The organism is bacterium, from assembly GCA_020854115.1.
Taxonomy (GTDB): Bacteria; Patescibacteriota; Saccharimonadia; order CAILAD01.
This window is the reverse complement of sequence record JADZGC010000021.1, coordinates 1-12186: the sequence shown is the minus strand read 5'-3', so window position 1 is coordinate 12186 and position 12186 is coordinate 1. Positions and strand designations below refer to the sequence as shown.

Below are 12186 nucleotides of genomic sequence, written 5' to 3'. Positions count from 1 at the left end.
TCAGCTACGTGAAGACAGCCCTTTACTACTCGCTACTAGTAGCTGTAACGACGAGAGTTAACGAGCCAACGATTGCTCGTCGCATACTGGCTCACCAAGAATACAAACGTCTGTGTGTAGTTCGTATCCGCCGCGTAGTCTGATTTTGTCACAAATGTAATCGCTTCGACGATTTCGTATTGTTCACCCTTGAGCTCAGTTGAAATCCGACGATAGGATACTGGATAGTTGGTCGCGCGATAACTCGATGTCACTTCCGAAAAGTCATATTCTTTTGTGTATGCAGCTGTCATCCAGCGCTTCATCTCATTTACATCACCCTTCTTGTAGGCCTCGGCCCAGCGCGATACGGCTTCCTCTGCATTAGCCTGGTTTTGACGAGCCTGTTCTTCCTTGGACTTGGTTACGTCCGCTTCGGCCTGCTTCTCATTCTCAGCATTCTCATGCGCTTCTATGATTGTGTCGAGGCGGCTACTCAAAGTGAAAAAATTATCAGGCAACGAACCGGCTAGTCCAAGCTTATCTTTTTGAGCCTTCATATTTGACTCAGCAGCCGAACCAGAAGCTTGTAGCGCATCCAGGTCATTTCTGTCAATTTCATCGAGCTTATCAGTCGCCTGCTTCGCCTCATCAACATACGTTTTAAGTGTGTTTGTCAGGTTGCGAAAGCCATTGAGCTTGCTGTTCAGTACCAAAAAGCTCGGCTGCTTACGGCTTTGCGCATCGATATCTGCCAGTTTATTCGACAAACTGATAAGCTCACGTGATGTGTCACCCATATTGTCATAGGTCGCCTTATCGGCAGTACGCGCAACCAGCTCAGCCTGTTGGGTTAGGCCACGCCACTGATCGGCAATAAACTCCTCGTTTGCCACACGATTTCGCCAACTTATCGCCCCTAGAATACTAAAGGTAACCAGCAGTAACCCCAATCCAAGCAAGGCAAGGTGTTTGGAATTCTTCCAGAATGGGGCTGCATGAACGCTTTGTTGTCTCGCAAAGACTTTTTTATCTGGCGAGGGATCAAGCTTGGCGGCTTCCAGCTCAATCTTCGCCTGATCATCACGATCTATGACTTCGTCTTTTGCAAGCCCTAATTCATCCTCCAGAATCGGGTTTGGGATATGCGTACCTTTTTTCATTATCCTTATGCTACGCTATGCCGTATACAAAAGACAATACATTTCGGTATTGACTATACATCTATATTCTGTTACTATAATAATTATCTGTACCCCTACACGAAGGACTACCTGAATCCGAACCCGCCACAAGTCGACGTGATTCGTGGCACCACGAGTATCGCCTGTACGCGGTGTATCCCGACGGATTCGAGATACCGCTCGATGCCCCCGATGTGAGCGGTCGCTGATCGCACCAGGAATATTCGGTCACAGCGTACAGTGGTCACCCGATCGCACCACACCCGTCCTTTACGGCTAATAACCACATTGCCCCATGTCCCAGAGATATTCTGAGACATTTTTTATAGACGACTAAGAAATTCACCTTCCGTAAGTATCGGTACGCCAAGTGCTTGCGCCTTCTCATACTTACTCCCGGGGTCAGTGCCAACAACCACATAGCTGGTATTCTTTGATACCGAATTCGTCACCTTGCCCCCCTGGGCTTCAATTCTTGACTTAGCTTCATCGCGCGTAAGTGATTCGAGCGTCCCCGTTAGTACCCAGGTCGAGCCGCTATAATCGCCGGTTACTGCTGCTGCTTCATCAAGTACGGTGACACCGGCACGTAAGATCGCATCGAGAGAAGTTTGCTCATGCGGACTTTCGATCCAGCCCATGATCGAATCAGTCACCACCGTCCCAATACCTGGGATACCATCGAAATCTTCTCGTTTGGCTGCGCGCAATTTTGCCAGTGATCGAAAATGTCGCCCAATGTCCTGTGCGGTCTTACTCCCTACGTGACGAATACCTAACGCAAAAAGGAAGCGCCCAAGCGGTACCTCGCGAGCCGCGTGGATGGCAGCTATAAGGTTTTGGGCACTTACCTCAGCAAATCGATCAAGGCCAAGCAAATCTTCTTTAGTCAGAGCAAAGAAATCAGCCGGCTCCTTCACGAGACCTACCTCCATGAGCTGCGCGACAATCTTTTCCCCCAAACCATCGATGTCGAGCCCACTCTTACCGACGAAATGTATCAACTGTTGCCAGCGTACCTGCCCCACACCTAGATCAACCAAACGAGCTACAGCTTCTCCAACAGGTTTGATGACTTTCACCCCATCGATCTCGGTCGGCATGACGAATTTCTGCTCGTTACCAGTACGTAATTCGACTAAGGGGCGGACGACTTCGGGAATAATGTCTCCGGCCTTCTGAATAATGACCGTATCACCGATAAGTAATCCTTTTCGCTCGATCTCATCTTCATTGTGCAGTGTAGCTCGTTGGACAGTTGTGCCAGCTACTTGCACAGGCCTCAAAACTGCATACGGAGTTACCGCTCCCGTGCGACCGATCGAGATACGAATGTCCTCGAGTATCGTCGTAGCTTGCTCGGCTGGGAACTTATAAGCTACTGCTCCACGCGGGGCCTTCCCAACCACGCCAAGCTCCGCAAATGTCGCATTGTCATTAATAGCAATTACTAAACCATCGATACCAAAGGCCAGTTTTTCTCTGAGGGCAGTCGCATGCTCGATAAACTCCTCAATATCCTGCATGGAGCGCAATACACGATCTTCACTAGCAACCTTGAAGCCGAGTCGACGCATCCAATCGTGTTCATCAGCGTGAGTCTGCAAACCCGGCAAGTCCATCTCTATACCGTACCCAATAAACTCGAGTCGGCGCGAAGCGGTCACCGCTGGATCGAGCTGGCGGACTGTACCTGCACCTGCGTTACGGGGGTTAGCAAACAATGGCTCGCCCTTTTTCTCTCGCTCAGCATTAATGCGATCGAACTCCTTCAGCGGCAATATAACCTCACCACGCACCTCAAATTTACCGGAATAAATCTCGGCCGGCAGACCCTTATCGAGATGAAGTCGAAGCGGTATCGTACGAATCGTACGCACGGTATGCGTGACGTCTTCCCCGACGCTCCCATCGCCACGCGTCACGGCTTGCGCAAACACCCCATCCCGATAGACGAGTCGAATAGCCAGGCCATCCATCTTGAGCTCGCCATAATATTCGTGTGGGGTTTTGCCGAGCAACTTCTCGGTTCGCTTCTCCCATTTTTCAACCTCTTCAAGACTAAATGCGTCTGTCAGCGATAGCATTCGCGTGCCATGCGGAACTTTCTGAAAGGCTTCGTTCGCTTGCCCGCCGACTCGTTGTGTCGGTGAGTCAGCTGTCACCAGCTCCGGATGCGCCTGCTCTAGCTCAACCAACTCATGGTTTAACGAGTCGTAGACGGCATCATCGATCTCAGGATTGTCCAAGACATAATAACTATATCGATAGCGCTCAAGCTGCTCGCGGAGCTGCTCGGCACGCTTCGCAGGATCAACCTTATTCATATGCCTCTACGAGACCTTGGTATAGCCGTGCCATCAAGAATATAAGCAGTGGCGTAATCAACCACCCGCCGAATAAATCGATGCTCAGCTGAACGATCGCATCCTGTATGTGATTATTCACGAGCGTACCGACGAGAGCTAACGCTATTGATCCACCTATGATCAGTGCACCGATGAGGAGCAAACGCCAAATGTAGGCTAGATAATGCTGCTTTGTAATCCGACTAGAGATTTGGAAGGCCTGTGCAACCGTGATGTCCATATCATCCGCCAATGCATACAGCGCTAACGCGATTCGAGACATCAACACAAATCCCCCAACGAGCAACGGCAAGGAGAGCACAAGTATCCACTTCGATACATCGGCCACCAACACCAGACCGGACAAGATTAGCCCTCCGAGCATTGGGATAGTGAAAAATGATGCTATCACAAACAAACCTAAGGCCGAAAAATACCGTGACATGATGCTGTTATACAACGCAAGCGGTCGCAATTGCTGCATATCCCAACCAACTACCGCCACGCGTGCTACTACAAACGTCGAGAATGCGGATGTCAGCATAATCAGCAGTGCGTATTGATCTCCGGTGTAGTCATCAGTTAACCAGCGAAACAAGCCAATCACAAAGAGAGGTGGGAACAATGCAACAGTCAGCGAGCGCCAGTAGCGCGGGTACTCACGCACAGCAGTTGAGAGCACATCCTTTAAGGACTTTTTGTCGCTTCCTGATCGCTGGCCAATAGAGCTAAGCAGAGATGTCTGTTTGGATTTCTTATTTGCTGCCTGACTCATGCACGTATCTCCATTTCTTGTAGACGTTTGACCCGATCAGCGGTCGAAGGGTGGGTCGAGAAGAGCTTCGACATAAAAGATTTGGCGCCATGCCCCTCTATCCCCTCGCGCAAGGGGTTAATGATATACATGTTTGCTGTAGCTTTATTTGCGGCCTCAAGCGGCTCAGTGTCCCCTTCGATCTTTTTCAATGCACGCACCAAGCCCTCTGGATACCTTGTAAGCAATGCCCCTGAAGCATCAGCTAAATACTCACGCTTGCGACTCACGGCCAGCTGAATCAGCACGCCAATGATCGGTGCTACGACCGCCAGTACTACCGCCACGAGCACAAAGATTGCTTGAGCTTGGCCGCCACCATTGCGATCATCGCGATCGCCACCCCAGAAGCCCCAATGCAAGAAAAAATCCGACAGCAAAGCGATAATCGAGACCATCACCGCTACCAGGCTCATGATACGAATGTCATAGTTACCAATATGCGACAACTCGTGCGCGATCACACCTTCAAGCTCGGCCTTATCGAGCTTTGAGATTAGTCCTGTCGTCACGCAGATAACCGCATGCTGAGGATCTCGCCCGGTTGCAAAGGCATTTGGCGCAGCATCTTCGATGATAAACACCCGAGGCATCGGCAGTCCACCAGCTATCGAGAGATTTTCGACAATACGATACAGCTCGGGTGCTGCTTTTTTATCCACTTCACGCGCACCAGACACAGCCAGAACCATCTTGTCTGAGTTGTAGTAACTAATCCAGCTATAAAAGATCGATATACCAGCAGCGATATAAAGAATAATCGGCGAGTCCAACGCACGCGAAAACACCCAGCCGATGATGGTGGTCACGATCAAGAACCCGAAGATGAGGAAGACTGAGTTCCGCTTATTGCGAGATATTTCTGTGTACATATACTTATTATACTCGATTATCGACCTGAGAAATGACTTGTAATTACTTGAATTATATATGCATAAGTGGTTTAATTGTATGGTTTTTCGCCCCATCACATGATGGGGCTTTTTTCTTCGCTGCAAAATCCTTATACTAATCACTAGCACCTCATCTCCCGACCGAAAGGCACCCCATGTATTTCCGCGTCGAACGCATCATACGCCAGCCCAATGGTACTGCCGTACCCGAGTTCTTCAACTCATTCCGAAGCCTCAAGGATCTTCTCAGTACCATGCCGTCTCGTCGCGTCGACCACGATGGCAACCCCATCAACCCAACCGTCAGCTACGTCTTCTACGACGCACTCACCGATGAAGTGATCGAGGATCCGAGACCCATCGTCACTGATGACACGCCGCGACTCTGTTCGCCAGGGCCAGTCGATCCCGTGCGCCAGGGCCAGATCCTGGATGACATCGAAGTCGCTGTTCATCACCAACGTACCAGGAAGCGTCGACAGACCGTCGGACAAGCCGCGCTCTTCTGAGCCCCCGCCCTCACACTCTGTGGGGGCATTTTTTCATACCACAAAATATTGACTTTTTTACATTAGCGAATTCCTCGATCGCACCGGCGAAGCACTGCGAGGCCGTGCAGAACCTCTCTGATGCTCTTGATACGATCGTGGCCGAGCGACGACTGTGACTCGAGCAAGAATGTGCCATGGTGTCGTAATCGATCGACACATACCAGAAGGGCCCGGATTATTCCGGGCCCTTCTTACGTACCAAAATCTGATTACTTCTTTTTTTCGTCGTCGAAGTTTACATCAACTGGCTTCTCGACTGCAGCCTTCTCGCTCTCCGCAACCTCAAAGAAGTCATATGGCTTGAAGCCAAGCTGAGCAGCGATCATGTTGGTTGGGAATACCTTGAGCTTGATATTGAAGTCACGCACGTTGCCATTATAAAAGCGACGCGATGCCTGGATCTTGTCCTCGGTATCGACAAGCTCTTGCTGGAGCTGGAGGAAATTTTGATTACTCTTCAAGTCAGGGTAGTTTTCCGAGACCGCAAAGAGGCTCTTCAAGGCACCAGAAAGCATATTGTCGGCCTCTGCCTGCTTGGAGAGATCGCCCTCTGGAACGCCCATAGCCGCTGTACGCGCCTTGGTGACTTCTGTCAGAACCGACTTTTCTTGCTTCGCGTAACCCTTGACTGACTCAACGATATTTGGGATCAGATCAAGTCGACGCTTCATTTGAACAGTGATGTCCGAGAGCGCCTCATCCGCACGAGTATGTGCCGTGACGAGACCGTTATACGTCGACCACAGCCAAATAGCGATTAATACTACGACACCGAGAATGATATACAGAATCATATGAGCCCTTCTTTAACTTAAAATATATTATAGCATTGAAAATCAAAAAAATGGAGGCACCTACCGGAATTGAACCGGTGTACGCGGTTTTGCAGACCGCTGCGTAACCACTCCGCCAAGGTGCCGTGATGATGGTAACGCGGGCAATTATACCTGATTTCAACGCTTGCCGACAGTGCCCTCCCTGCTATGGCATGAGTAATAATGACGCACAAGCTCAAACCAAAACCGGCGAAAAACCATGGATCGATAAGGCGCAAGGCGCTTTCGGTCATGGCCCTTCTCGGTCCGGCGCTAAGTCTGCCACAGGTATTTCAAATATTCGCCGCAAAGTGTGCATCTGATTTATCCCTAACATCTGGCGCGGATATCAAATGCTGGCAACTCTATGGCTTATTTACGGTATCACGCACAAGGAGCGTCTCATTACCTTGTATCAAACTGCCTGGATTGTGGTGCAAACTTTTATAATTCTCGGGATAATCATGTACGGCGATATGGGTACTCTCTGGAGTTTCGGGTTTTAGTAGCAGCTTGAAATTTAGGGCTAAATCAGATACGATAGTGCAGCTCTTACACAATCATCGCGACATGGCGTCTTAGCTCAGTTGGTAGAGCAGTGGCCTGAAGAGCCTCGTGTCGTTGGTTCGATTCCAACAGACGCCACCATAATTTCGCGGGTGTAGCTCAGCTGATAGAGCGCTTCCTTGCCAAGGAAGAGGCCCCGGGTTTGAGTCCCGGTACCCGCACCAAATAATTATTACTTAAAACCCACCGAGGTTTTTTGGGCCTGGACTAGATTTCAATAACTATTAGCTTGACTTAGAATATACGCTGATCTAATGACCTGGAAGGTCTGCAGTTCGGTAATAGTAATATTTACTTGTATATAGCGAGTTATTCGGATATACTACTCGAGTTATTTGTTAAACATTGGGTGATTAGCTCAGCTGGCTAGAGCATCTCGTTTACACCGAGAGGGTCGGGGGTTCAAGTCCCTCATCACCCACCAAATCAGAGAAATCTTCAATTTTTCCGCTCGCAAGGCGGATTTTTTGAGCCGGACGGAAGCATTGCCTTGCGGGACGCTCGGGCGAAGCGGAGGCGGGCTAGTTTCCTTCAAAATGGTTTCGCTCAAAGTTTAGAATATCCCATCAGAAATCTCCGCTTTGTTTAGTACGTTTGGTTTCAGAAATGAGTCCTAGCTTGGCAAAATAAAGGGCACCATGATAAGCGTCCGCCTACAGGCGGGCGTTTTTCTGTAGTAGAATATTTGTATCTGGGGCTATAGCTCAGCTGATAGAGCGCTGCATTCGCATTGCAGAGGTCGGGAGTTTGAGTCTCCCTAGCTCCACCATATAAATTGACTATCTTACTTATTTGTGCTATAATTAATACTTGTAATTGGTTCTTTCCTTATCTGGGGCGGCTTCTAGGGGATAATCTGGTTCTTATCTGTACAGCAGATTAGGACAGCAGTTAATACTTTAGCAGCCGCCCTTCATACCTGAAGGACATCTGACACCCGTCAGGCGTATTCACGGCAAGGAGAGCCATGCACCTCAAAAAGAATCATCTATTCATCGCGATGATGCTCAGCATCTTCGCAGTATCAGCAATGGCCTGCACTCCGCAGGCCCCCGTCGATCCCAACCCGACCACCTCGACCAGCTCGACCACCACGACCACTTCGACGCCAGCCCCCACCACGTGGGAGTTCAAGCTCCGCGTCGGTGTCCCGGACTATCTGGTCACGAAGTACGGTGGCCTCGCAGCCATCCGCGCCAAGGTCGACCAACAGATCTCGGAAGTGAACACCCACTACGCAGTGGGCTTCACCAAGCCGATCGTCTGGAAGGTGAACGAGTTCTACACGTTCACCCAACCCGCCTCGCTCGAGCGCAACGCCGGCCGCGGCTCGTCCGACTACCTCCTGCTCTACAGCGAGAACGAAGTCGTCGACGACGGTGGATGGTGGCCAGCCAATTGGTCGATCGTCATCCGTTGGACTCCGTCCATGGGTGGTGTCTTCGGCCAGTACGGCGCCGACAGCCTGGCACACGAGTTGGGTCACGCCCGTGGCATGATCGACTCATACGGTCTCGGTGTCAACACGAACCCGATCGGGGGAGGTACCTACACCCCCGCGCCGGGCTTCATGACCTACCCGTACGGCGCGACATTGTTCGACAGCTACAACACGGCTGTCGCCAACGCCAGCGCCCAACAGGTCTACAACGACGACCACGTGGTCTGGCAGTCTTTGCCGACCTCCTACAGCGTAGTTGTCAAGAATCTGGCCGGCTCCACCGTGTCGGGTGCGAGCGTCTCGCTCTACCCTGTCCCGTGGTTCAGCTACACCGTCTCGACCAGCGCGTCGTTGACGGGCGTGACCGCCACGAACGGCTCCTGGGCGCTTCCGTCCAACCCGCTCAACGTCACGTCGGGTGTACCGTGGAACATCGGCACGCCGATGTTCCTGGTCAAGGCAACTTCGAGCGACAAGACCGGCTACGGCTGGTTGACGCTGCCGGATGCCGGGCTGGCGTACTTCGCCAACCCGAACGCGCCCTACTCGCTGACCGTCACGGTCAGCTGATCAGTAAGCAACAGTCACCAGATCAAGAGCCCCGGATTCGTCCGGGGCTCTACTACTTTTATTCACTTCTAGCTACGCTGACTGGTCTTTTTCTTCTGTCGCAGCGTCCGCCGCAGCTATCTCCTGCATCTTTGCTTCAATGACAGACTGATCGGTCGGGGCAACTCCGCTCTCACTTGCCAACGCATCCAGAGCTCGCACCCTCAAATCCTGACGATCTGCGGTCTCTTGGGCCTGCACTGCACGATGCTCAGCCGTGATAGCTCGCTGCTCATCTGTGTTGTCTGGATTGGTCAGCATATCTCTCAGCTTTGCAATCAATCCCTTATGTTCACGTGGATCTGTAGATTTAGTTTCGGCCTCACCGCCTTGTGGTTCTCGATCTACCATATTGTCCTCTTTTTGAATTAGTCATTACAATCTGCAGTTTGGCACTCAGCTTCAACCTGCTGCTGAAAAAACAACTGGAACATCATACGCTCTACATCATCGGAGCTCCCGCGTATAACGCCACTATCATCGGTTAACATTTCTAGCGCATCCTGTCGCAGCTGATAATCACTAGTCAAGTCTACGAACGTCTGTTCAGTAGCTACCTTCATCATATCCCTCCTTATATCTTCTGCAATAGTGTATCATATATGAGTTCATTAAAGAATTAGTACACACGATGTAATAGCTGTACAATTGACATATACCTCGTACGACATCAGAAATTACTGCAATTTCTGAGGCTATACGGTCATCAAAGAGTATCCGACAAGCACTGATTAACTAGGCATTAATCCCTCAGGCGGGAACTACGCTCAGCTCCGTCGCGTTGCACAGCGATACAACATAAGCCTGGATCATTTTACGGGACAGTCTTGGAATCATGGCAAGATGGATTTATCGATCTATCGACGCATCCCCATCGATCAAATTCTAGTCCAGCACTCAAACCATCAATCACATAAGCTACGTTTGCGCCTCATAAAAGAAGGTTATAAGCAAGAAGCATGCGAGCTATGTGGGTGGGCTCAGATCAACGTTGATGGCCGGATCCCATTAGAGCTTGATCATATCAATGGGGACCCACGTGATAACCGCTTAGAAAATCTACGAATATTGTGCCCGAATTGTCATAGCTTGCAGCCTACACATCGTGGTAAAAATAGAGTACGCCCGGGTGATGGAATTGGTATACATACGTGACTTAAAATCACGCGCCGCAAGGCTTGTGGGTTCGAGTCCCACCCCGGGCACCAAAATTTGACTTTCAGGCATTTTGCCAATGGATTCAGCCGCGCGAAGCGCGGAAAGGTGGGGAAAAACAGGGTCGCCGCGCAGGGCGCGGCTCCCCAAGCGGAGGTTCGAGCCAAAGATTTCTTTGGCAACGACCTTTTTCTCAAAAAGGTCGTTATCCCTTGCGATTTTGACGAGGTTTGAAGCGACTTTTATCCAATTCTGGAGCGGTTCGAGCCAATCATTTTGCTTTTGTTCAATCCGTGCCATTTTTTCCTCCAGCGTCTTCTTTTCAGACAACAAAACGGCTTTTTGTTCGCGATATACTTCACGCTCAATATCCTGTTCCAAATAGCCGTCTAATAGACGCTGGAGTTTGATATTTATGGCGCGGATTTTGTCTTGGGCTTCCTGAACAAAAGCAAAAGCGGACTGAGCGGATTGCTCTTTATCCCGCTCTGCCATTTTAAGCAATTTTTCCGCCCAGTCCGCAGGCAAAGAAACTTTTTGAATGAGTGATGATAACTGGTTATCCAGTTCCTCTTGGCGAATACAAGGTTGCGAACACTTCACCGCTTTGTTTTTCTTGGTGCAGTGATAGTAAGTGTAATTGTGCGTATTGCCGTTTTTCTGACGCTTAACCTTGTATTCGCCAGTTATCATCATTCCGCATTCGACGCAAGAAATCAGACCGCAAAACGCTTGCGGTTCATTTTTCGGTTTGCGTTGCGGTTTACCGCGTTGTTTCAAAACCTCTTTCGCCGTATCAAAAAGGTTCTTTGTAATGATTGGCTCGTGCTTGCCCTCGTGGAGTTCACCACCATATTTGAATAATCCGGTGTAAAACGGATTTGAAAGGATAAAAGTCGCCCTCGTCTTATGGATTCTCTTTCCGCCGCGGGATAGTATCCCGCGTTTCGCCAAAAAGTCAGACACATCTTCCAGCCGAGCATTGCCAGTGGCATAAAATTCAAACATCTCGCGGATAATTTTTGCTTTCTTTCTATCCACCACAATACTTTTTGTTCGCACATCGTTGATATAGCCAATGGGCGCAATGCTCGGATATTCTCCGCGTCGGACTTTTTGGCGTAAACCACGCTTCGTGTTTTCGGAAAGAGAATCCACATAGTATTTGCTTTGCCCAAAAGCAATGTTCAACATAAATTTTCCTTGCGGCGTTGGCTCAAACCAAAACTGCGGAAATTTCAACGCCGCGATACGCTCGCAATCTATGAGATAAATAACCTTGCCACCGTCCACGGAATTGCGCGCCAATCTGTCGGGGTGCCAAGCCAAAATCCCGTCCGCCTCGCCATTTTCAATACGCTGTATCATTTCACCAAATATCGGACGGCCGGGGATTTTGGCGGACTGCTTCTCGGTCAATTCCTCTATAATGGCAAGGTTATTTTGCTTGGCAAAAGCGCGCAATTCCGTGATCTGCGCTTCAATACTCAAAACCTGCTTATCCTCCACATCAGTGGACTTGCGGGCGTATAGGAAAAATTTATGTTGTTCCATATTCATAAGGCAAAGCAAATACTTAAAATCGCAAGGGATTTCGAACCTCCGCTTGGGGAGCCGCGCCCTGCGCGGCGACCCTGTTTTTCCCCACCTTTCCGCGCTTCGCGCGGCTGAATCCATTGGCAAAATGCCTGAAAGTCAAATTTTGGTGGAATTATATAACTCTGCTCGAACCCATTTTGAACAAAACTAATGCTGACTGCGCCTCGCCCGCGCTCGGCAAGCTCGCGCGGGGCAAAACCCAAAAATTTCCTACATTTTTTATTTGCGGCT

General features: G+C 50.0%; 11 protein-coding genes, 6 tRNA genes and 2 pseudogenes. 9 read left to right on the top strand and 10 right to left on the bottom strand.

Annotated features, from left to right (window positions below; genetic code table 11):
- Nucleotides 1-35: 35 nt before the first annotated feature.
- From IT415_04050 to IT415_04035, 4 genes are all read right to left on the bottom strand, one after another.
- Entirely contained in the window at nt 36-1142 is a 1107-nt protein-coding gene (locus IT415_04050; GenBank protein ID MCC7543837.1) for a hypothetical protein, read from the bottom strand.
- Between the two features lie 344 nt (nt 1143-1486).
- Nucleotides 1487-3490: an NAD-dependent DNA ligase LigA gene (ligA, locus tag IT415_04045; protein MCC7543836.1), complete on the bottom strand. Its 2004-nt coding sequence runs from the start codon at nt 3488-3490 to the stop codon at nt 1487-1489.
- Nucleotides 3483-4286, bottom strand: a complete 804-nt coding sequence (locus IT415_04040) for a hypothetical protein (GenBank protein ID MCC7543835.1) — start codon at nt 4284-4286, stop codon at nt 3483-3485. The genes ligA and IT415_04040 overlap by 8 nt, the downstream gene beginning before the upstream one ends.
- Nucleotides 4283-5197, bottom strand: coding sequence for a M48 family metallopeptidase (locus IT415_04035; protein ID MCC7543834.1), 915 nt, complete (start codon nt 5195-5197; stop codon nt 4283-4285). Before IT415_04035 ends, IT415_04040 begins: the two co-directional genes overlap by 4 nt.
- Nucleotides 5198-5373: 176 nt before the next feature.
- Between IT415_04035 and IT415_04030 the strand changes: the two genes are divergently transcribed.
- Nucleotides 5374-5727 carry a hypothetical protein gene (locus IT415_04030; protein MCC7543833.1) on the top strand — a complete coding sequence of 118 codons (354 nt, stop codon included), beginning with the start codon at nt 5374-5376 and terminating at the stop codon, nt 5725-5727.
- 251 nt (nt 5728-5978) lie between these two features.
- Here the strand turns inward: IT415_04030 and IT415_04025 are convergent, their stop codons facing one another.
- Both IT415_04025 and IT415_04020 read right to left on the bottom strand, forming a co-directional pair.
- Complete coding sequence (locus IT415_04025) at nt 5979-6563, bottom strand: LemA family protein (protein ID MCC7543832.1); 585 nt, start codon at nt 6561-6563, stop codon at nt 5979-5981.
- A 51-nt stretch (nt 6564-6614) separates the two neighbouring features.
- Nucleotides 6615-6688: transfer RNA gene (locus IT415_04020), tRNA-Cys, on the bottom strand.
- Between the two features lie 468 nt (nt 6689-7156).
- Between IT415_04020 and IT415_04015 the strand changes: the two genes are divergently transcribed.
- From IT415_04015 to IT415_03995, 5 genes are all read left to right on the top strand, one after another.
- Nucleotides 7157-7232: transfer RNA gene (locus tag IT415_04015), tRNA-Phe, on the top strand.
- 7 nt (nt 7233-7239) lie between these two features.
- Nucleotides 7240-7315, top strand: a tRNA-Gly gene (locus tag IT415_04010).
- Between the two features lie 183 nt (nt 7316-7498).
- Nucleotides 7499-7575: transfer RNA gene (locus IT415_04005), tRNA-Val, on the top strand.
- Nucleotides 7576-7844: 269 nt separating this feature from the next.
- Nucleotides 7845-7920, top strand: a tRNA-Ala gene (locus IT415_04000).
- Between the two features lie 198 nt (nt 7921-8118).
- Nucleotides 8119-9162 carry a hypothetical protein gene (locus IT415_03995; protein MCC7543831.1) on the top strand — a complete coding sequence of 348 codons (1044 nt, stop codon included), beginning with the start codon at nt 8119-8121 and terminating at the stop codon, nt 9160-9162.
- Between the two features lie 72 nt (nt 9163-9234).
- On the opposite strand, the gene IT415_03990 is transcribed toward IT415_03995, so the two are convergent.
- Nucleotides 9235-9552, bottom strand: a complete 318-nt coding sequence (locus IT415_03990; GenBank protein ID MCC7543830.1) for a hypothetical protein — start codon at nt 9550-9552, stop codon at nt 9235-9237.
- Nucleotides 9553-9569: 17 nt separating this feature from the next.
- Complete coding sequence (locus IT415_03985; GenBank protein MCC7543829.1) at nt 9570-9767, bottom strand: hypothetical protein; 198 nt, start codon at nt 9765-9767, stop codon at nt 9570-9572.
- 277 nt (nt 9768-10044) lie between these two features.
- On the opposite strand from IT415_03985, the gene IT415_03980 reads away from it, so the two are divergent.
- Nucleotides 10045-10356: an HNH endonuclease gene (locus tag IT415_03980; protein MCC7543828.1), complete on the top strand. Its 312-nt coding sequence runs from the start codon at nt 10045-10047 to the stop codon at nt 10354-10356.
- A tRNA-Leu gene (locus IT415_03975) sits at nt 10325-10409 on the top strand. Before IT415_03980 ends, IT415_03975 begins: the two co-directional genes overlap by 32 nt.
- 499 nt (nt 10410-10908) lie before the next feature.
- Here the strand turns inward: IT415_03975 and IT415_03970 are convergent.
- Together IT415_03970 and IT415_03965 are read right to left on the bottom strand one after the other, a co-directional pair.
- A pseudogene (locus tag IT415_03970) lies at nt 10909-11052 on the bottom strand (hypothetical protein).
- 72 nt (nt 11053-11124) lie between these two features.
- Nucleotides 11125-11550: pseudogene (locus IT415_03965) on the bottom strand (recombinase family protein).
- On the opposite strand from IT415_03965, the gene IT415_03960 reads away from it, so the two are divergent.
- On the top strand, nt 11527-11889 hold the full coding sequence (locus IT415_03960) for a hypothetical protein (GenBank protein MCC7543827.1): 363 nt from the start codon (nt 11527-11529) through the stop codon (nt 11887-11889). The pseudogene IT415_03965 and the gene IT415_03960 sit on opposite strands and share 24 nt — an antisense overlap.
- The last annotated feature ends 297 nt before the right edge of the window (nt 11890-12186 follow it).

Bases quoted from the DNA above. Each gene is read 5' to 3' on its own strand.
- IT415_04050 (MCC7543837.1), bottom strand. From the start codon at position 1,142: ATGAAAAAAGGTACGCATATCCCAAACCCGATTCTGGAGGATGAATTA.
- ligA (MCC7543836.1), bottom strand. From the start codon at position 3,490: ATGAATAAGGTTGATCCTGCGAAGCGTGCCGAGCAGCTCCGCGAGCAG.
- IT415_04040 (MCC7543835.1), bottom strand. From the start codon at position 4,286: ATGAGTCAGGCAGCAAATAAGAAATCCAAACAGACATCTCTGCTTAGC.
- IT415_04035 (MCC7543834.1), bottom strand. From the start codon at position 5,197: ATGTACACAGAAATATCTCGCAATAAGCGGAACTCAGTCTTCCTCATC.
- IT415_04030 (MCC7543833.1), top strand. From the start codon at position 5,374: ATGTATTTCCGCGTCGAACGCATCATACGCCAGCCCAATGGTACTGCC.
- IT415_04025 (MCC7543832.1), bottom strand. From the start codon at position 6,563: ATGATTCTGTATATCATTCTCGGTGTCGTAGTATTAATCGCTATTTGG.
- IT415_03995 (MCC7543831.1), top strand. From the start codon at position 8,119: ATGCACCTCAAAAAGAATCATCTATTCATCGCGATGATGCTCAGCATC.
- IT415_03990 (MCC7543830.1), bottom strand. From the start codon at position 9,552: ATGGTAGATCGAGAACCACAAGGCGGTGAGGCCGAAACTAAATCTACA.
- IT415_03985 (MCC7543829.1), bottom strand. From the start codon at position 9,767: ATGATGAAGGTAGCTACTGAACAGACGTTCGTAGACTTGACTAGTGAT.
- IT415_03980 (MCC7543828.1), top strand. From the start codon at position 10,045: ATGGATTTATCGATCTATCGACGCATCCCCATCGATCAAATTCTAGTC.